Source organism: Biomaibacter sp. TOL, from assembly GCF_059717795.1.
Genome location: NZ_AP046092.1, coordinates 1,153,022 through 1,171,936, shown reverse-complemented (window position 1 = coordinate 1,171,936; position 18,915 = coordinate 1,153,022). Strand labels below are relative to the sequence as shown.

Here is an 18,915-nt window from a genome sequence, read left to right as displayed (position 1 = left end):
AATGCACTTTCATCTACCGTTTTAGGTACATTATAAGTTTTCCCTCTTCAGTGGAAATGGAGGTTATCTTCAAATCCTGAGGCAGAGGGGGAGGTGTAAACTCCAAATTGTAGTCTTTCATCAATTCTTTTATTACTTCCGGCGGCAATATTATACCGTTGAATTCCAGATTTTTTGGAGTAAATCTTATCTTCTGCTCCTGGGTCAGTTCCATGCTGCATGTTATTGAATACAGCGGGACGCTGCTTTCAGGTTTTTTCTCTGAAACGGTTATACCTTCCGGGTGAAAAGTAAAGTAGACATTCTTGAGTTTCTCATCCTTTGAAAGCAATTTTTGTGTAAGGCTGGTATCTTTAAATTCCGCCCGCGCCGTAAGGGTGAACCAGTTTACCTTCAGGTCATCCGGACTTATACTTGTCCAGGGAAGTGCAGTAAGGTTTTTAAGCAGGTAATCCAGAGAAGGCAGCGCTTCCTGCCAGTTCTCGCTCATTTCCTCGAGAAAAGATGTATCTTTTAGCAGCATTCGTGCATGGGCGAGTTCCTTCTGCTTTTCGGCTATGGTCGCCTTAAGTTCCTCAAGGGCTTTTTTTGCCTGCTGTTCCAGCTCTTGAATCCGGTTTTGTTTTTCCATTATTTCCAATTCCTCCTGTTTTCGGCGATAGATAAGGGATTTGGTCTCAACAATCATATTATTATAGTATTCCATAATGAATATGATGTTGTCGAGGCGGCGGAAAAAATCTCCCATATCTTCTGCACCCACCAGGACACCCAGAAAATTGCCCATTCCTCCTTTGAAGCTAAAAACAATCCACCGGGAAAGCCTTTTTTGCCGGTCCCTGACATCCCGGTCAAGCCTGGATAATTCCACGCGCTTTTGAGAAAGGCTTTTTTTGAGCTCATTATTCTGGGCTGAGAGCTCATTTAACCGGTTTTGAAGGGCCAGCACCCGGGAGTCCAGCGCCAGAATTTCTTCTATCAGTTTTTGTTCGGTGCTTTTTACCTGAGTTGTTGAATTATCGGGAGAATTGGCGGTATTTAAAAAGGTATTTGGTATACCTGATACGCTGTTTAAAAGAAAGGAATTTGATAGTGTTAACATGAAAACCAATACGGGCATTATTTTTCTCAATATCTTGCGGAAAATCGTCATGATGTTCGTCGTTTCAGCATATTTATAATTTATATTGATTTCTATGTCAGAATCATTATTATGGTGTAGAAACGACTGTCTACACCTGAATCATTATAAAAATCGATGCTGAAACGGACAGCCTCCTTAAGTTAAAATATTCTACGGAAAACAAAAATATCCTTTAATACAGTTATTAAAACATCTTGTTGAACATTACATTTTGAAAGCTGTATAATGAAAAGGCGGAGGTGTTAATTTGAATCAGTCGGTAAAAACGTACCTTGGTCTGCTGGCAGTGGCTTTTTTCTGGGGAACATCTTTTTCCGTGTCGAAAATAGGCTTAAGGCAACTTCTACCCATGCATCTAGCGATTCTTCGTTTTTCACTGGCATCCATCATCTTTTATGCCATGCTCATAATGTTTTACAGAAGTAACTCCATAGAAAAAAAGGACCGGCCGCTTCTCTGGTTTCTTGGAGTTCTGGGGGTTTCATCCTACTTTTATATCCAGTATACGGGCCTTGAATTGACCACCACGGTAAATACGGCTATAATCATAGCCATAAGCCCCATCTTTACCATAATATTTTCATCTCTGGTATTTCATCAGGAAAGCCTCACTTTAAATAAAATTGTTGGAGCTATCCTGGCCTTTTCCGGCATTTTCCTGATATTTGCCGGTTCCACCGGTATGTCCCTGGGCAAAGACACGATGGCAGGCGATCTTTTGATCCTTTCCAATTCCGTGGCCTGGGCGCTTTTTACCGTGCTGGGGAAAAAACTGGTGGAAAAGTACAACCCCTTTATGGTCATGGCCTATATCAATATCTACGGCACCATCACCATGCTCCCTCTGGCCTTCACTCCGACCTTTGTAACTTCCGTGAGAACAATAGGGCCCATTACATGGGGAGCGGCTCTTTACCTTGCAGTCACATGTTCCGTTTACGGGTATTTCATGTGGTACCGAGGGGTAAAGGTCCTGGGAGCTTCCCGCACAGCCGTATTTAACTATATAAATCCGCTCTTTGCAGTGACCATAGGTATATTATTCCTGAAAGAGCCGGGAAATATTTACACCCTTCTGGGTGGAGCGGCGGTCTTGGCGGGGGTGTATACGGCTTCCCGAAGCGGGGAGAAGTTCCGTCATAAAGGAGAGCTGGTATCTTCTGACCGGCTTTAATGGTGTTTAGGCCTTTCCAAAGTTTATCCATATAGAAGGATTTTTATGGGGATTGTAGAAAGTAAATATTAAACTTGAGAAGCGGGAGATGATTTTTTTGAATATGCAAGAATTAAAGAAAAATGCCCGGGAGAAGATGAAAGGTTACTGCCGGGTATGCAGGGTATGTGATGGAGTGGCGTGCGCCGGAGAGGTCCCAGGCATGGGTGGTACGGGCACCGGAGCTTCTTTTAAGGCGAACGTTCAGGCTCTGGCCGATGTAAAGCTCAATTTAAGGACCCTTCACGATGCCAAAAGTCCCGACATATCCTGCGAGATTTTTGGGAGAAAACTCTCCATGCCCATCCTAGCAGCACCCATTACCGGCTCGGAATACAATATGGGCGGTGCCGTGCCCGAGGCGGAATTTATTCAGATGGTAATTTCCGGTAGCAAACAGGCGGGGACCATGGGTATGTGCGGGGATGGTGGAAATCCCGTGTTTTACAGCTCCGGCCTTGCTGCCATTGAAAAAGAAGGTGGCCATGGCATTGCCATCATCAAGCCGAGGGAAAACCATAAGGTCATTGAAATGATAAAGCGCGCCCAGGAGATAGGGGCTGTAGCCGTGGGCATGGATGTGGATGGCGCTGGCCTTGTAACCATGGCGCTGATGGGCCAGCCGGTGGGACCGAAAAACGTGAAAGAACTAAAGGACATAATATCACATACAAAACTTCCTTTTATACTAAAAGGCATCATGACCGTGGATGAGGCAAAACTGGCCGTAGAAGCCGGAGCCAGGGCCATAGTGGTTTCAAACCACGGCGGGCGCATACTGGACTATACCCCGGGTGTGGCCGAAGTATTGCCGGCCATTGCAAATACGGTTAAAGGCAAAATAACCACTTTTGCCGATGGTGGCGTCCGCTCAGGTGTGGATGTGTTGAAGTACCTGGCTCTGGGGGCCGATGCGGTGCTGGTGGGAAGGCCTGTCATCATCGGGGCCTTCGGCGGAGGTTCAGAAGGAGTCAGGCTGGTACTGGATACCATGGCCGGTGAACTGAAACAGGCCATGATACTTACGGGATGCAGTAATCTGGAAGAAATAACCGATCGCGTGATATACAGAAATTAAAATACTAAAAGGAGACAGTATATGAAACTTGCTCTTTTTTCCGACATCCATTCCAATTTATACGCTCTGGAAGCGGTGTTATCCGACATTGAGAAATTTTCTGTGGACACTGCCATCTGCTGTGGTGACCTGGTGGGATACGGCGCCCACCCCAATGAAGTGGTAAAACTTATAGCTGAAAAGGACATATCCACCGTAATGGGAAACTATGATGATGGTGTGGGGTTTGACCGGCTGCTCTGCGGTTGTGATTTTAAAAATGAAGAAGAAGCCCGGAGGGGTGAAAAATCTCTGCTCTGGACCAGGCAGAAAATAACTTCAGAAAACAAGCAGATTCTTAAAAAACTGCCTCATAAGCTCGAATTCGAAGCGGAGGGCAAAAAGATACTGGTAGTTCACGGTAGCCACCGGGCCCTAAACGAATACCTTCATGAAAGACTGCCGCAAGAAGAAATTGCCGGAGTCTTTGAAGAAACCGGGGCCGACATCATCTTCTGCGGGCATATCCACATCCCCTATGTGAGAAGATACAAAGACAAATTTCTCGTCAATGTCGGCACTGTTGGCAAACCCAAGCCCCATGCACGGGATGTGAAGCGTTTCAGCAATGATGCCATGTGGATCTATGCGGACATCAACAAAGATGACATTTTGTTTAAGCTCATGCTGGTACCGTATGATTTTGAAAAGAGTGCTGAGGCCATAGAGCAAGCCGGCCTTCCCCACCACTTTGCTGATTATATCCGGGGAATAAACCCCGACTTTTGATTGACCGGTCCTTTCTATTTATAGTAATTTTATCATTTGATCGCAATATCTTAGAGTTCAAAGCCTTGCGAAAACATTAAGACGGTTCATCTTTTATGAACCGTCTTTTTTTCAAACGTGTCCTCATACATTAAACCTGAACACCACCACATCCCCATCTTTCATCACATAATCCTTGCCCTCGGACCTCAGCAAGCCCCTTTCCCGCACTGCCTGCTGGCTGCCGCAGGCTATAAGGTCATCGTAAGCTACCACCTCAGCCCGGATAAATCCCCGCTCAAAGTCGCTGTGGATTTTACCTGCAGCCTGAGGGGCTTTGGTCCCCTGCTTTATGGTCCAGGCCCGGACCTCCTTGGGGCCTGCCGTTAGAAAAGTAATGAGGCCCAGAAGCCGGTAACCGGCCTTTATAAGCCTGTTTAATCCCGGTTCTTCAAGGCCATATTCGACCAGCAGTTCCTTTTTCTCGTCATCAGGAAGTTCAGCCAGCTCAGCTTCAATCCTGGCGCAGATAGGAATTACTTCTGAACCTTCTGCTGCGGCATATTCCCTGACTTTTTTGACATAATCGTTTTCCTTGCCGGAGATTAAATCATCTTCGGAAATGTTGGCAACATATATTACAGGCTTGGAGGTAAGCAGAAAAACCTGTTTTACTATTTCCTGTTCTTCTTCGGAAAATTCCTGAACCCGGGCCGGTTTGTTCTGTTCCAGGCCTTCCTTCAGACGTTCCAGCACCGCAAGTTCCTGTAAATATTGCTTTTCTCCGGATTTTGACTGTTTTTTCACTCTATCTATACGCCGGTCCAGCACCTCTAAATCGGAGAATATTAGCTCCAGGTTAATGGTTTCGATATCCCTTATGGGATCAACTTTACCCTCGACATGGACTACATTTGAATCCTCGAAACATCGGACCACATGGGCGATGGCATCCACTTCACGGATATGCGAAAGAAACTTGTTGCCCAGGCCTTCGCCGCGGCTGGCACCTTTTACAAGGCCAGCTATATCCACGAACTCTATGGTGGCGGGGGTCACCTTTTGGGGATGTTCCATTTCCGCCAGCCTGTCCAGCCTTTCGTCAGGCACCGCCACCACACCCACATTGGGCTCTATGGTGCAAAAGGGGTAGTTGGCACACTCGGCTCCGGCTTTGGTTATAGCATTAAACAGGGTGCTTTTACCCACATTGGGCAGCCCCACAATTCCTATCTGCATTTCTTATCTTCCCTTCAAACATAAAGTATTTCCACGGCTTTTATTATACCAGTCAGGTTTCATGATGTAAACAAGCGGACATACGATGCTTGTAATTCCCAGGTAGATGGCATCAGCGGCGCTACCGCCAGTTCTATGCGCTACAGGCAGGCGGTGGAACGGGCTCTTGCCAGTGCTAGAAAACAAAAATCAATACGAGCCTTCCAGAAAAGCTTACAGGGAAATTCCCGGACAATTTGTAAAGAAAAATTCGCCGGGTAAAACTCAGGGAATACGACAATCTTTCTGTGTAGAAAAGAATTTTTCCACGTACAGATATGAACCTTATCGAACCTCGAACTTCGAACCTCGGGTTGAATTTAGTTAAGGCACCTTTTTTTTGAATCAAAAACAATGTTTTGCAGTCCCTCTATTTCCGAATCTGTCAGCTCCCGCCATTCTCCCGGTCCGAGTTTTTCGTCCAGCTTCAAGGGGCCTATGGCAAGGCGCTTTAGATGTATCACTTCCTTACCCCGGGCTTTCATCATGCGCTTGACCTGATGGAACTTTCCCTCGTGTATCTTCACAAGAGCCCTTGAAATATTCCCGGCTTCCAGAATTTCTAGCTCTGCTGGTAGTGTAGTGAAATCTTCCAGAGGTATACCACCGGCAAAGGCTGCCATATCATCTTCATTTAATTTTCCTCTGACTTCTACATAGTAAATCTTTTCTACCTTGTTTTTTGGCGAGAGCAGGCGGTGGGCCAACTGACCGTCGTCAGTAAGGAGAATTAGACCTTCGGTATCCCTGTCCAATCTCCCCACCGGAAAAAGGTTCCTGTGGGAATATTCTCCTTCCAGAAGGTCAATTATGGTGGTGTCCTCTTCTTCTCTGGTGGAGGAAACTACCCCGGCGGGTTTGTTCATCATTATGTATATATGACTTTTATAATCCAGATTTTCTCCAAAGATACGGATATCGTCGACGAGGGGGTTGACCTTTTCTCCCCCATCATTGATGGTGTTGCCGTTTACAGTAACGGCTCCCTGTTTTATCAGTTTTTTTGCATCTTTTCTGGTACCGAAGCCGCTCATGCTCAAAATTTTATCCAGGCGCTCACTTTTTTGTTTTTCCACGATAACACTCCTATCAAAAAATCTTCAAAACATATTTTGTATTTTTCATGGTGAAAATATTTAAAGAAAGTGATTTATAATGTATAATAAATTATACCGCTATTATCACATTACTGACAATATAATTGTTAAAGGAGATGACAAAATGATGTACTGGTGGGGGCCCGTATGGGGTCACATGGGAGGATATTATGGTATTTTTATGTATGTGTATATGTTTATCTGGCTGCTGGTGCTGGCGGGAGTCTTTTATTTGATAATAAGGCTTATAAGAAGCCTTGCTTCGTCTGCAGGGCCGGTAAACCGGGATGACGTTTCGCGGGAAACTCCGCTGGATATCCTTAAGAGGCGCTATGCGGCGGGTGAAATCACAAAGGACCAGTATGATAGAATGAAAGAAGATCTGAAGGATGATTAGGGCAATTTTGCTATGAAGTCATAAAAAAACCGGCAGCTAAAGCCGGACAAATAAATAAAATTCAATAATTTTATTAAGTAGTATAAGTCATCCTGCGCATGCACCACAGGTTGACCTGATATCCCAACTTACTTTGTGCCGAGAAGCGGGAAGAAGATAATGATAATGGGGATCAGGATAATGAGGAATATTATAAGCCAGATCCAGAATATGGTTTGGGTCATTTTGAGTTCCTCCTTTCATTTTAAAGGCTTCTGTTCAGCCCTGCTATATAATATGCATTTTTGATTTTTGGTGACACCGCTAAGCATCTTTTATTATTTTAACTAGCATATTAGCCATTATGTGCTGGAATTCCTGCGTCTGTATGAGGCCGAGGACCATCGGTACCCACATATCGCTCATAACCGTCATTCCGCCCTGAATTGTTATTTCCTCGACTTTGCCTTCCAATTTTTGCTGCGCTTTATCTATTATTTGTGTAAAGCTCGTGACTGCCGTTTTCATAAAATCTATGGAGCCGGAGACTTTCTCCAGTATGTTTTTTAGGTTGCCTGAGCTGATTGCGTTTTGAAGGGCTTTTTTTGCCGATGCTGCCATAGTGACGACGGTTTCGCCGGGATTTTCGTATTTGTTTAATTCTTCTTTCAATTGATTCCTCTGTTCTTCAACCTCCTTCAGGGCTTTTTCCAGTTCCTCTTTTGTCATAGGATACCTCCTTTCTCATTTTTGACCTAATGTATAATATGCAATATCACCAAATCTTGCCCCTTTGAATATGTTATTATCAGAAAATAAAGGAGGGGGCAAGAAAATGCTGCCAATAATGGTCATTCCTTATTGTCTCAATCTAATATTGGGCGCGTTAGGGGCTCAATTGATGAATGAGTATAAAACTTGCGCGAAATATAAAATAGTGGGATTTAAGCAGGGCCTGACCTTAAGAAAGGGTCAGGAAGTGATAGAAACTTACGGTATCAAAATAAAGAAGTCCCTTCCACTGGCCAATGCATGCTTGTGTGAAGTTGCCGAAGGGGAGACTTCTATAAAAAGCCTTGCGATGGACCCCACTGTCGAGTTCATAGAGGACGATCTGGAAGGAGAGGTTCAGGTGGTACCTTTCCTATCCGTGGATGTCAAAAAAACGAATCAGGAAATACCCTGGGGCGTCCAGAAAATAGGAGCTCCTCCCGTCTGGAAAGATATAAGAGGGGAAGGGGTCAGGGTCGGCATAATAGACACCGGCGTAGATATCAATCATCCGGACTTGAAGGATAATGTAAAAGAAGTCGGCGGTGTACTGGATTGCAAAAATATAATCGATGACAACGGCCATGGAAGCCATGTAGCCGGGACTATCGCGGCGCTTGACAATGATATAGGGGTTGTCGGCGTTGCTCCCAGAGTGGATTTATATCCTGTAAAGGCATTTGACAAGAGCGGCAGGGGCAATATATCCAATGTGATAGATGCTCTCGGCTGGTGCATCGACAAAAAAGTCCAGGTTGTAAATATGAGTTTTGGGTTCACAAAAAACAGCATGGCTCTGGAAAGAGCGATAAAGGAGGCATACCGGCAAAACATCGTTCTGGTGGCCGCTGCTGGAAATTCCGGTGGTGACGATTCGGTGATGTACCCCGCTAAATATCCCGAAGTCATAGCAGTGGCGGCATCCAATTCCGCCAACAAGGCTGCATGGTTTTCCAGCGGAGGGTCCGAAGTGGATGTCATAGCCCCCGGGGCAAGCATTCCTTCTACTTATAAGGATGGCGGATACAAATCCATGAGCGGGACTTCCATGGCGTCGCCTCACGTTACTGCAGCTTGCGCTTTGATTCTGGCAAAGTCAAATATGAATCCAGCAAAAGTAAAGGAAGTATTGACTGCTAGCGCCGTTGATATAAATCTCCCCCGAAATAAACAAGGAGCGGGTCTTGTGAATGTGTTTAAAGCTACAGCTAGCATAAAGAACACCAGGAGAAGTTCCTGAACAGCAATTTCAACATCAAAATTAGAGAGCTCCGGATTTCCGGAGCTCTCTAATTTTGATGTTATCAGGCTTTTTCGGGTTTGCCAAGCAGCGGGAAGAATATTATGATTATGGGGATCAGGATGATGAGGAAGATTATTAGCCAGATCCAGAATACTGTTTGGGTCATACCCAGCTCCTCCTTTCATTTTTTAAGGCCTTGTGTTTTGCCCTGCTATATAATATGCTACTTTTATTTTTGGTGACACTGTAAACTTCTTGCCGGGTTTATCAAGATAATAGATTCACCGAAATATATTCCCCTGAATATTTTATTATCAAAGATGCTAGGGAAGTGAAGCAACTTTTTTAGATGCCCGCATATTATGTAGAAGCGAAATAATTTTTAGGAGGTTTTTATTTATGAACAAATTTGAGGAATTGAAAGAAGAAATCATCAAATCTGCAAACTCTCCTGAGAAACTCGGCGAAATTTTTACAAGATTCGGGATGACACCGGATAATCCTGACGCGATGAAAGAAATCATGCAGGGTGCGGGAATAAAAGAGGAATTGAATGCGGAAAATGCGGCGCAAATGGTAAAGAGCCTGACTGAAAGCTTTTCTCCGGAAATGAAAAAATATTTGGCAAATCTGGTTTTGGAGGTATCCCAATCTATACCAGCAGGTCCAATGCCTGACGATATTAAAAATTTGTTGGATTCCTGGCAAAAAGGGGGAGGATGTATTGAAAAGTGACTATTGTTGTTGACGATGAGAAAAACGGCAGTGGTGTACAAAACCCGGGCATAAATCCGCAGCAGCAAGATAGAAAGAGGAAATTACTTATAATCGGTGATATTATTGCAATAATCGGAACGTCTCTCCTGCTTACCACTGCTATTCTGGATTTCTTCATCGATACAGAATTCAGGCTTTAAAACTCAACAGGTAAAGCTCCTGAGTCAGGGGACGGTTCCTTGACTCATCAAGATGAGTCAAGGAACCGTCCCCTGACTCATTTCCGCCGCTTTATAGACCGTTTTGATAAAATCTCCGAATTTTACTTTTTCACGAGGTTGGAAGCTGTCGCCCGATTTTTTCATGATACCAAGCGCAAGGGCTGAAGCTACATAGCCTTCGAAGCCGCTCTCAATATCGCTTTCATCGTTTACATCCAGCTTGAAAATATCTCCTTTTGAAGCAAGGGCTTCATATCCCAGAAACCTTATTATCAGTTTTGCCATATGCTGTCTGTCAAGAGGCTTTTCCAGGTCTGAAGCCTCGCCGGCTGTGATGAGCCCATGGTCCAGAGCCGCATCGATATATTTTTTATCGGTATCGGTTTTTTCGTTTTCATCCGTTTTTATTCCATATTCCGTATACATTTCAGGTCCTATACCCAGACAGGATGAGAGAAATTTCACAGACTCCTTTATGGTTGGAACGGAATCCAGGTCTATTTTGCTCCCGGGTTCAAATATCCCCTGATTCATAAAAAGCTCCGCTTCGCGCCTGCCTGTTTGGCCATTGAAAGTAACGACAGGGGGTAAGGAGTTTACGGTGCCGGGTTGTTTTAAAGCAAAATTCAGAATCTCACCGGTATAGGGGTCGATATAGGCCGAGTCTGGCAAACTTTTCAATGTATATACCAGGATCTTTTCAGGCTGCTCGGTCTTTTGAGGAGCATCGGGCCCATAGTAACCGTACATCTTTGGCATGATGTATGCAAGAGTAACGCCCATTTTTTCCAGCATTATGCCTGCTGCTTTTTCCCTGCTGAGTATATTTTTTTCCGGAGCAGGGAAAATGATGTCATCCCAGCCGTAATTAAAGCTCGTGATTTCACCTTTCTGATTTACTCCGATATTGATGCTGTTGCCCATATAGGGTATGCCATTGACTAGGCGTGTAAAATTAAAGAAGAAAGGCTGATACGGATCTTTAAATTTTGAATTGATTTCCTGAGAATATTCTATAGGCCGCACCTGGTCTGCCTTATCGGGCAAATATTTTTTTATGTATTCGATAGCTTTGTTTTTTGCATCCTCCCAACTGATAGCATCGGAATCTGGATTTTGCTGCGCTTCAGGATAATTTCCTGTGTTTTTCCAGAAACCGAAGCTCTGTATTTTGCCGGCGGCTGCATCGACTGTTACATTGGCATTTACACCATTGCCTTCGGTAGAATTGAAATTGAAGAAGTATAGATCCTGCGCTTTGGGATATGGTGTTTCGTTAAAAGACTGCAGCGCCATATTGTCCAGTCCAAACCTTTTAATTTCCTCTTCGGCCAACTTTTGAGCTTGTTTTACTGTAAGGGGAATATCAAGTTTCACAGGAGTGACGTTCTTCGCTCCAGTAAGATCAATCTCGGTCAGTAGTTGGACTCCTTTTGCTTCGTCTCCGGCAAGGTTTATCAGAGCCCCATCCGCTGCCCTTATAATCAGGGGAGGCCCCATGTATGAAAACCTTGCAGGTACATATACCAGCTTTGCAAAATCTAGGGGTCTGCCGCTTTTTTCATCATAACCACGGACATAAGCAAGTTCGGGGCCAAGATATTTTACGTATATTTCTTCAGCCTGCTGTTTTGATATGATTTTTTCATCAATGGGTTTGTCTTCCGACCAGTTGAGGTTGTAACCTGTTATCTGGCCATTGGTCGCGTTTACTGTAACATTGATGCCTTCTTCGCCGTAATAATACTCTACGGGCCGGATTTCTGCGGATTTCACAAATCTAAAAAAATAGTATACAGGTTCAAACAAACCTCCGGATTTGAATCCAGGGTAATAGTTTTCTTCTACGAAACTCACTTTTGCGAATTTATCCGGCGCTATTTTTTTAATAAAGTTTTCGGCGAATACTCTGGCTTCCTCCCGTGTGTACTTTGCCAGGAAGACTTTGCGCCTGCCATAAGGGTAGACCCAATCTTCATTTCTATTAAATGTGATGACTTCGCCACTGTCGGCGTCAATTGTGATGTAAATGGAAAAAAACGGCTTGTAAAAGTTTATGGTCCATACTCTGCGGTTGCCGGGCTGCCAGCCGGTGTTTAAATAGACCTCGGGTTTGAAGTCTTCAGGTGCATCAAAAAGCTCCTTTACTATTTCGATAGCCTTTTCCTGAGAGATTTTTACATCTTTTGATGCATCGTTGATGGAAGTTGATGTGGTCCCCTCTGCCGCAGTTTCTCCTGCCGCCTTAAGCGCCATTCCGGCCCCGTAGGCCGGCATAGCAAGGCTTGCCGCCATCATAATAGCGAGTAAGGATATAAGCGTCCTTTTCATTGAAATAATCCCCCTTTTTTTCAAAAACTACCAATATTATTTTATCATCTATTACCGTGAAATAATATTACAAAAATATTAAATAAATAATCTCAGGGTTGTTTTATTTCTATCATTTTCTGGGCACCGTGCCATTTTACTTCAAAGCCAAGGGTTTCCGATAAAAATCGCAGAGGGACCATGATTCTATCGTTTTTAATGATGGGAGGAGTGTTCAGAATAATTCTGTTTCCATTGACAATGGCTTCTCCTCCAACTAAGTTTTGCGTATCCGGTGATATTGTCTGTAAATGATGAAGGTGTTCCACCGGTTTTGCCCATAATTCTACGGTCGTTTTAGGTGTGATAACCAGTATTTTTCTTTCTGCATAAATCCAGTCGACCCTTGCGCCCAGGCTTTGAGCTATAAATCTCAGGGGCACCATGGTGCTGCCGTTTTCGATAAAGGGGTAGGCATCCAGCAAAAGCGGTCTTCCTTTTATGTATGCGGTCTGTGAATTTATTTGCAATATAATGGAATTTTTAAAATCAGGCGGCATCTCCGGAGAGCTGTCTTTCAGCAGCGATTTGAACTCTGAGACCCCGGTGCCTGGCGGGATTATTATTCTTTTCAGAGCATAAGGATCTGAACCCTGGCACACAACCCCCTCCGTTATGGTAAAGCCCAGTGCATAACCGAATTTTTTCGCAGCTTTCCTTACTTCCCCGTTATACCTTCCGTATGGATATGCGATGGCAGAAGGGGCGGGGATGCCATTTTTAGCGAACACCCCGGCTTGAGAGGCAAAATCTTCTTCAATCTGCGTTTTATCCATCGAAAGCAGAGCCGGTTTGCCTCCCATGTATTCATGGGCATTAAAAGTATGACTGCCGAACTCAACCAGGCCGCTGTCGAACATCTCTTTGATTTGTCTATATGAAAGTTTTGACAGCCTATTCGGTTCAAAGGGCTCTTCTTTATCGGCAATACAGCTTCCGATAAGGAAAATTGCAGCCTTGAAGTTATATTTTTTTAAAATAGGGAAAGCGTATACATAATTGGATTCATAGCCGTCGTCAAAGGTTATCAGTACAGTCTTTTCGGGCAGCTTTTTCTTGACGTAGACAAAGTCCGCTATATCTTCAAGGGAAGCGGTGTAATATCCCGAATCGTAAAGATATTTCATCTGGGCTTCGAACTCCGAAAGCGGTATGACTGCACGAGTTGTGGCGCCCTGCGGAAGATTGCCTGGGATAATATGATGGTAACATAGGACTCTGACAAATGATTTTGATTTATTTTCGGATGCCTGAGTTGCAGATGCGTTTTCTGCATTCACCGGCAAAAAGAAAATGAACGATGATAATAATATTCCCGCAAGCATTTTTCGTATAATTCCGCTGTGAAGGAAGGCAAGATATTTTACGCTAATTTTATATGTAAAATAAAAGCTCAAAATAAGACCCCCATAAAAATGTTCTAAACTTGACGGATATAATTTTATCACCAAAGCATTTAAGAAAACTTTACAGTTATATTAAATCTTAATCTTATGCAGGATACTTTGCCATTTCAATCATCCCTTTCCATCAATATAGACGTAAAAAAGGGCCTTTTGGTTCCATTTTTTTAGCAACGAAATATAATAAAAGCTGTTGTCAGAAGGACAATTATTTTATAAAATTAATAATGGAAAAATATATAGGCAGGCACAATACATGAAACATCAGGAGGGCTAAAAGATGGCAAAAGATTTGACCGGCATGATTATATCCATAGTTTTTGTTTTTGCGGTTATTCTGGCATCGGAGATATTGAGAAAGATATGGAATCTGGGAAGCGAGTTTACCAGAAAATTTGTACATATCGGAGTATCCCACTGGTGGATAGCGGCAATGCTGCTTATAGATGATATGCGTTATGCCCTAATACCGCCGGTTTTATTTGTTATTTTAAATTATTATTCATATAAAAAGAACGTATTCAAGAGCATGGAAAGGCGGGACAAAACTGATCTGGGCACCGTGTATTTCCCCATATCCCTTGTCATATTGATTCTGCTTACCTGGAAAGGCGGACTGCTGGGCCGTGATTTACGGTATTTCGGCGCTGTCGGAGCTCTGGTGATGGGCTACGGCGACGGCTTTGCGGCAATCGTTGGCGAAAACTTTGGCAGGCAAAAATACTGTATATTTAAAAGCAGAAAAAGCCTGGAGGGTTCCATAGCCATGTTTGTTTTCTCCCTGATTGCGTCAGCTGTCTTGCTGGGTATTTTCAGAGGTGCTGACATATTTACTCTCAAGGTGAGTTTTATTGTAGCCGTCCTGGCTGCCATTGCCGAGGCTTTTACGCCTTTTGGGGTAGACAATATAACGGTGCCTATCATATCCGCACTGGCCGCTTACTATTTGAACTTCCTGCAGGGCAAAACTTTATTTTCATTTATTTTCATGGCTTGCATCGGATTTATATTGAGCTTTTTTATAGCTTATGCGGCATATCGTAAGAAATCTCTGACTCTGGACGGCTCCGTAGGGGCCACCTTTATGGGGACGATAATCTACGCCACTTCGGGACTTTTCGGTTCGGCCATAATGATACTGTTTTTCATATCCTCCAGTCTGCTCAGCCATTTTAAAAAAGGACTGAAAGAAAAAGTGGTCCGCCAGTTCGAAAAGACAGGGCGCCGGGATGTGTTTCAGGTGTTTGCCAATGGCGGTATAGGCCTTATTTATTCCGTATTATTTTATGTCACAAAAAATCCGATCTTCCTGCTGATGATGGCGATTTCTTTTGCGGCGGCTAATGCCGATACCTGGGCCACGGAACTGGGAATTCTCAACCGCAATGATCCCATTTCTCTGAGGACCTTAAAGCGAGTTGAAAAGGGCACGTCGGGGGCTGTCAGTCTGCCGGGCACCGTAGCGGCATTGCTGGGAGCAATGTTGATAGCGGTTTTTACTGCTATGGGTTTCAAACTTGCGGATTTGCGAATACCGGGATTTACATTTATTCAGAGTTTCATCCTGGTGACAGCCGGAGGTTTTGCCGGTTCTCTCATAGATTCCATCCTGGGAGCAACCGTTCAGGGAGTCTATTATTCGGAGGAAATTGAAGGGGAAACCGAAAAGAGCATATACAACGGTAAGCCTACCGTGCTGGTCAGAGGATTCAAGTTTGTAAACAATGATATCGTCAATTTCCTGAGTATAGCCCTTTCCAGCGCACTTTTTGCGAGGATAATATGAAATAATTTTTTTATTTTGTTTGCTTGACATAACATCGAAAAATAAGTATAATTTAAAATGCAAGTGAACAAAAAATGTGGGGATATAGCTCAGCTGGGAGAGCGCTTGAATGGCATTCAAGAGGTCAGGGGTTCGATTCCCCTTATCTCCACCAAAGACAATAAACTCAGTTCAATATAAAAATTGGACCGAGTTTTTTTTTATATAAATTTATATAAACAATAAGCCAAAAATCTGACTTTGTGGCTTTGTTGCAAATCATCATTTTGCATACGATTGTCAATACACTATAATATAAAAATTTAAACGCTTGTTCTATTTTCCCTTAAATGGTAAAATATATCTGTAGTATCGGAGTCAAAAAATTAATACAGGAAGGTGTATAACAGTGGATTATGAAAGGCTGATAGAACTGGCAAAAGAAGCAAGAGAGAAGGCTTATGTGCCTTATTCGCACTTTAAAGTGGGCGCGTGCGTCCTCACGGAGGATGGAAAAATATATAAAGGATGCAATATAGAAAACGCCTCTTACGGACTTACTAACTGCGCTGAAAGAACGGCGCTTTTTAACGCGTACTCCAGCGGGGATACCAGAATAAAGGCTATTGCGGTGGTTGCGGATACCGAAAAACCCGTACCGCCCTGCGGCGCATGCAGGCAGGTAATGCTCGAACTGGGTGGGGAGGAATTGATTGTGATTTTAAGCAACATGAAGGGAGATTTTAAGGTGACAACGGTTAAAGAGCTATTGCCGGGGGCTTTTTCTTCAACTGATTTGTAGTTTTATTCCGGTGCAACCGTATATTAATTTGCAGGAGGTAAAATCATGCGCATGTATGACCTCATTATGAAAAAGAGGAACGGAGGAGCTCTTACAAAAGATGAAATTGATTCAATAATATCGGAATATACAAAAGGCAATCTTCCGGATTATCAGATGAGCGCACTGGCTATGGCTATTTATTTCAGAGGCATGACGCCTGAGGAGACCGCCAATTTTACGATGGCTATGGCTCGTTCGGGAGATATGATGGATTTGTCTCCCATTAAAGGAATCAAAGTGGATAAACACTCCACCGGCGGGGTGGCGGATACGACGACTCTCGTGCTGGCGCCCATGGTGGCTGCCTGCGGCGCACCCGTTGCGAAGATGTCGGGGAGGGGACTGGGCCATACGGGCGGCACTATCGATAAACTGGAATCAATACCTGGCATGAGATTGGAACTTTCCGAAGAGGAATTTATAGAAAATGTCAACAAATACGGCATAGCCATCATGGGGCAGACAAAAAATCTCACTCCCGCCGACAAAAAATTGTACGCGTTAAGAGACGTGACGGCCACAGTGGATTCCATACCTCTTATTGCCAGCTCCGTCATGAGCAAAAAAATAGCTGCCGGAGCGGATGGAATAGTCCTTGATGTAAAGGTCGGAAGGGGGGCGTTCATGAAGGACATAGAGAGTGCTAAAGAACTTGCGCGTTTAATGGTTGACATTGGAAACTCTGTCGGCAGAAAGACGGTGGCGCATATTACAAACATGGACCAGCCTCTGGGGCTTGCCATCGGAAATTCTCTGGAGATCGTGGAGGCTATCGACGTCTTAAAAGGCCGCGGATCAAAAGATTTGCTGGAAGTATGCCTGACATTGGGCGTGGATATGTTGAAGATTGCCGGTGTGGCAAGAGATGATGATGAAGCAAAAGCTATGCTCAAAGATACGCTGGATAGCGGCAAAGCCCTGCAGAAATTTAGGGATTTCATTAGGAGCCAGGGCGGAGATGAAAGGGTGGTGGATGATATTTCGCTGCTGCCTCAGGCGAAATACGTTGAGCGATGGGCGGCGGATAGGGATGTCTATATAAAGGATCTAATGGCTCTGGACCTGGGACTTGTCGCGATGAGACTGGGAGCCGGAAGAGAGAAGAAAGAAGACAGTATTGATTTTTCCGTGGGTATAATGCTTGGAGGCAAAGTCGGCGATTTGATAAAGAAAGGCGAACCGATTGCCACGATATATGCAAATGATAAAAGTAAAATGGAATGGGCGGCAAGAGAAATAAAGAAATATATATTGCTGTCGGATGAACCTGTTGCAAGGCCGATTTTAATATATATGTAACAGGCATTTAAAAAATTATAGAAAACTTAATTTTACCTGATTTTGTGTTATAATTTTGGCTCTGACTTTTTTTCAGTTAATAAAAAACATTGAAAAAGCATTTTAATAATGATATATTTTTAATAGAGAATTTTCTCAGGTTATGGACGAGAAGGTTATTCGGTTAATATAGAATATTATTGATAGGCTAAATGAGACAGGAGATTTTTCCTGTTTTTTTGGTAAAACTAATTGTGTGTTTATTTTTATAATGGGGGTAGTGTTGATGGATAGATACGGAGTTATCATGGCCGGCGGTGGGGGCACCCGGTTCTGGCCTCTAAGCAGGATTTCCACGCCCAAGCAGTTTCTAAACATTACCGGCGATGACAGCATGATAAATGACACCATAAAGAGAATAAAAGACATTATTCCGCCGGAAAAGATATTGATAGTTACAAATAAAGCTCAGGAAAAGATTTTGAACAAGGTGGTCATCGACGACATTCCCAGAGAAAACATACTCATAGAGCCAGTGGGCCGGAACACCGCCGCATGCGTGGCCTATGCGGCCTTTGTCATTAAAAAACGCTGCGGCGATGCCGTAATGGGAGTTTTCCCATCGGACCACTACATAAAAAATGCGGCTGAGTTCCAGAAGGTCCTGAAGGCCGCATGCACTATAGCCGAAAAAGACGGCAAGCTGGTCACCATGGGGATCACGCCGACCTTCCCTTCTACCGGTTACGGCTATATAAAGTTTGACAGGGGAAGGTCAATACCGGCCGAGGAAAAAAGCGCCTTCGAGGTCCTGGAGTTTGTGGAGAAGCCGGATGTGCCGAAGGCCAAGGCATACCTGGACAGCGGAAATTATCTGTGGAACAGCGGTATGTTCGTATGGAAAACCTCCGTGATCCTTTCAAATTTTGAACGTTTTCTTCCAAGACTTTACCATAAGATTTCTGAAATCGAGCTCCACATAGGTACGGCTAAAGAAAAAGATCTGATCGAAAATATTTATCCCACCCTGCAGGATATTTCCATTGATTACGGAATCATGGAAAGGGCAGAGGATGTTGTGGTGATACCCGGGGATTTCGGATGGAACGATGTGGGAAGCTGGGACTCCCTGGGAAGTGTTTTTCCGCCCGATGAAAACGGCAATATTGCCAGGGGCGATTATGTGGATATTGAAACCAGGAATTCAATCATATATTCCAACAGCCGTCTGGTGGCCGCAGTGGGCCTGGAGGACATGATCGTTGTGGAGACCAGTGATGCCCTGCTGGTATGCCCCAAGAAAAAGGCTCAGGATGTGAAGAAAGTGGTGGAGCAGTTGAAAAAAATGGGACGTGAAGAACTGTTGTAAT

The 18,915-nt window shown here is 44.0% G+C and carries 18 protein-coding genes and 1 tRNA gene; 13 read left to right on the top strand and 6 right to left on the bottom strand.

Features of this window, described 5'->3' with window-relative positions; translation table 11 throughout:
• Positions 1-13: 13 nt before the first annotated feature.
• Positions 14-1,153, bottom strand: a complete 1,140-nt coding sequence (locus tag AC6I1H_RS05930) for a coiled-coil domain-containing protein (protein ID WP_497740045.1) — start codon at positions 1,151-1,153, stop codon at positions 14-16.
• Positions 1,154-1,391: 238 nt separating this feature from the next.
• On the opposite strand from AC6I1H_RS05930, the gene AC6I1H_RS05925 reads away from it, so the two are divergent.
• The 3 genes from AC6I1H_RS05925 to AC6I1H_RS05915 all read left to right on the top strand — a co-directional run bounded on the left by AC6I1H_RS05925 (position 1,392) and on the right by AC6I1H_RS05915 (position 4,203).
• On the top strand, positions 1,392-2,318 hold the full coding sequence (locus AC6I1H_RS05925) for a DMT family transporter (RefSeq protein ID WP_497740044.1): 927 nt from the start codon (positions 1,392-1,394) through the stop codon (positions 2,316-2,318).
• Between the two features lie 97 nt (positions 2,319-2,415).
• A complete protein-coding gene (locus AC6I1H_RS05920) occupies positions 2,416-3,435 on the top strand; it encodes an alpha-hydroxy-acid oxidizing protein (RefSeq protein WP_497740043.1) in 1,020 nt (339 codons plus the stop codon).
• Positions 3,436-3,456: 21 nt separating this feature from the next.
• A complete protein-coding gene (locus AC6I1H_RS05915; protein ID WP_497740042.1) occupies positions 3,457-4,203 on the top strand; it encodes a metallophosphoesterase family protein in 747 nt (248 codons plus the stop codon).
• A gap of 123 nt (positions 4,204-4,326) precedes the next feature.
• On the opposite strand, the gene ychF is transcribed toward AC6I1H_RS05915, so the two are convergent.
• Complete coding sequence (gene ychF, locus AC6I1H_RS05910; RefSeq protein ID WP_497740041.1) at positions 4,327-5,421, bottom strand: redox-regulated ATPase YchF; 1,095 nt, start codon at positions 5,419-5,421, stop codon at positions 4,327-4,329.
• A 27-nt stretch (positions 5,422-5,448) separates the two neighbouring features.
• Between ychF and AC6I1H_RS05905 the strand changes: the two genes are divergently transcribed.
• Positions 5,449-5,682 carry an FMN-binding protein gene (locus AC6I1H_RS05905; RefSeq protein ID WP_497740721.1) on the top strand — a complete coding sequence of 78 codons (234 nt, stop codon included), beginning with the start codon at positions 5,449-5,451 and terminating at the stop codon, positions 5,680-5,682.
• 98 nt (positions 5,683-5,780) lie between these two features.
• Here the strand turns inward: AC6I1H_RS05905 and AC6I1H_RS05900 are convergent, their stop codons facing one another.
• Positions 5,781-6,536: a pseudouridine synthase gene (locus AC6I1H_RS05900; RefSeq protein WP_497740040.1), complete on the bottom strand. Its 756-nt coding sequence runs from the start codon at positions 6,534-6,536 to the stop codon at positions 5,781-5,783.
• Positions 6,537-6,681: 145 nt separating this feature from the next.
• Between AC6I1H_RS05900 and AC6I1H_RS05895 the strand changes: the two genes are divergently transcribed.
• Positions 6,682-6,954: an SHOCT domain-containing protein gene (locus AC6I1H_RS05895; RefSeq protein ID WP_497740039.1), complete on the top strand. Its 273-nt coding sequence runs from the start codon at positions 6,682-6,684 to the stop codon at positions 6,952-6,954.
• Positions 6,955-7,257: 303 nt separating this feature from the next.
• On the opposite strand, the gene AC6I1H_RS05890 is transcribed toward AC6I1H_RS05895, so the two are convergent.
• Positions 7,258-7,662 (bottom strand): hypothetical protein, encoded by a 405-nt coding sequence (locus AC6I1H_RS05890; protein WP_497740038.1) that lies wholly within the window; start codon positions 7,660-7,662, stop codon positions 7,258-7,260.
• 106 nt (positions 7,663-7,768) lie between these two features.
• Here AC6I1H_RS05890 and AC6I1H_RS05885 point away from each other — a divergent pair, with 106 nt between their 5' ends.
• The 3 genes from AC6I1H_RS05885 (at position 7,769) to AC6I1H_RS05875 (ending at position 9,864) form a co-directional block, all read left to right on the top strand.
• Positions 7,769-8,944, top strand: coding sequence for a S8 family peptidase (locus tag AC6I1H_RS05885; protein ID WP_497740037.1), 1,176 nt, complete (start codon positions 7,769-7,771; stop codon positions 8,942-8,944).
• A gap of 402 nt (positions 8,945-9,346) precedes the next feature.
• Positions 9,347-9,682, top strand: a complete 336-nt coding sequence (locus AC6I1H_RS05880; protein ID WP_497740036.1) for a hypothetical protein — start codon at positions 9,347-9,349, stop codon at positions 9,680-9,682.
• Positions 9,679-9,864: a hypothetical protein gene (locus AC6I1H_RS05875; RefSeq protein WP_497740035.1), complete on the top strand. Its 186-nt coding sequence runs from the start codon at positions 9,679-9,681 to the stop codon at positions 9,862-9,864. The genes AC6I1H_RS05880 and AC6I1H_RS05875 overlap by 4 nt, the downstream gene beginning before the upstream one ends.
• Positions 9,865-9,921: 57 nt before the next feature.
• Here the strand turns inward: AC6I1H_RS05875 and AC6I1H_RS05870 are convergent, their stop codons facing one another.
• The gene (locus tag AC6I1H_RS05870) at positions 9,922-12,216 is read right to left on the bottom strand and encodes a YcdB/YcdC domain-containing protein (RefSeq protein ID WP_497740034.1); all 2,295 of its coding nucleotides are present in this window, start codon (positions 12,214-12,216) and stop codon (positions 9,922-9,924) included.
• 92 nt (positions 12,217-12,308) lie between these two features.
• The gene (locus AC6I1H_RS05865) at positions 12,309-13,652 is read right to left on the bottom strand and encodes a stalk domain-containing protein (protein ID WP_497740033.1); all 1,344 of its coding nucleotides are present in this window, start codon (positions 13,650-13,652) and stop codon (positions 12,309-12,311) included.
• 286 nt (positions 13,653-13,938) lie between these two features.
• Between AC6I1H_RS05865 and AC6I1H_RS05860 the strand changes: the two genes are divergently transcribed.
• From AC6I1H_RS05860 to AC6I1H_RS05840, 5 genes are all read left to right on the top strand, one after another.
• Complete coding sequence (locus AC6I1H_RS05860; RefSeq protein ID WP_497740032.1) at positions 13,939-15,444, top strand: DUF92 domain-containing protein; 1,506 nt, start codon at positions 13,939-13,941, stop codon at positions 15,442-15,444.
• A 78-nt stretch (positions 15,445-15,522) separates the two neighbouring features.
• Positions 15,523-15,598 (top strand) — tRNA-Ala (locus tag AC6I1H_RS05855).
• A gap of 234 nt (positions 15,599-15,832) precedes the next feature.
• Entirely contained in the window at positions 15,833-16,225 is a 393-nt protein-coding gene (locus AC6I1H_RS05850) for a cytidine deaminase (protein ID WP_497740031.1), read from the top strand.
• A gap of 45 nt (positions 16,226-16,270) precedes the next feature.
• Positions 16,271-17,566, top strand: coding sequence for a pyrimidine-nucleoside phosphorylase (locus tag AC6I1H_RS05845; protein WP_497740030.1), 1,296 nt, complete (start codon positions 16,271-16,273; stop codon positions 17,564-17,566).
• Between the two features lie 265 nt (positions 17,567-17,831).
• The gene (locus AC6I1H_RS05840) at positions 17,832-18,914 is read left to right on the top strand and encodes a mannose-1-phosphate guanylyltransferase (RefSeq protein WP_497740029.1); all 1,083 of its coding nucleotides are present in this window, start codon (positions 17,832-17,834) and stop codon (positions 18,912-18,914) included.
• Position 18,915: the final 1 nt, after the last annotated feature.

Bases quoted from the DNA above. Each gene is read 5' to 3' on its own strand.
- AC6I1H_RS05930 (WP_497740045.1), bottom strand. From the start codon at position 1,153: ATGACGATTTTCCGCAAGATATTGAGAAAAATAATGCCCGTATTGGTT.
- AC6I1H_RS05840 (WP_497740029.1), top strand. From the start codon at position 17,832: ATGGATAGATACGGAGTTATCATGGCCGGCGGTGGGGGCACCCGGTTC.
- AC6I1H_RS05880 (WP_497740036.1), top strand. From the start codon at position 9,347: ATGAACAAATTTGAGGAATTGAAAGAAGAAATCATCAAATCTGCAAAC.
- AC6I1H_RS05860 (WP_497740032.1), top strand. From the start codon at position 13,939: ATGGCAAAAGATTTGACCGGCATGATTATATCCATAGTTTTTGTTTTT.
- ychF (WP_497740041.1), bottom strand. From the start codon at position 5,421: ATGCAGATAGGAATTGTGGGGCTGCCCAATGTGGGTAAAAGCACCCTG.
- AC6I1H_RS05885 (WP_497740037.1), top strand. From the start codon at position 7,769: ATGCTGCCAATAATGGTCATTCCTTATTGTCTCAATCTAATATTGGGC.
- AC6I1H_RS05890 (WP_497740038.1), bottom strand. From the start codon at position 7,662: ATGACAAAAGAGGAACTGGAAAAAGCCCTGAAGGAGGTTGAAGAACAG.
- AC6I1H_RS05870 (WP_497740034.1), bottom strand. From the start codon at position 12,216: ATGAAAAGGACGCTTATATCCTTACTCGCTATTATGATGGCGGCAAGC.
- AC6I1H_RS05915 (WP_497740042.1), top strand. From the start codon at position 3,457: ATGAAACTTGCTCTTTTTTCCGACATCCATTCCAATTTATACGCTCTG.
- AC6I1H_RS05895 (WP_497740039.1), top strand. From the start codon at position 6,682: ATGATGTACTGGTGGGGGCCCGTATGGGGTCACATGGGAGGATATTAT.
- AC6I1H_RS05845 (WP_497740030.1), top strand. From the start codon at position 16,271: ATGCGCATGTATGACCTCATTATGAAAAAGAGGAACGGAGGAGCTCTT.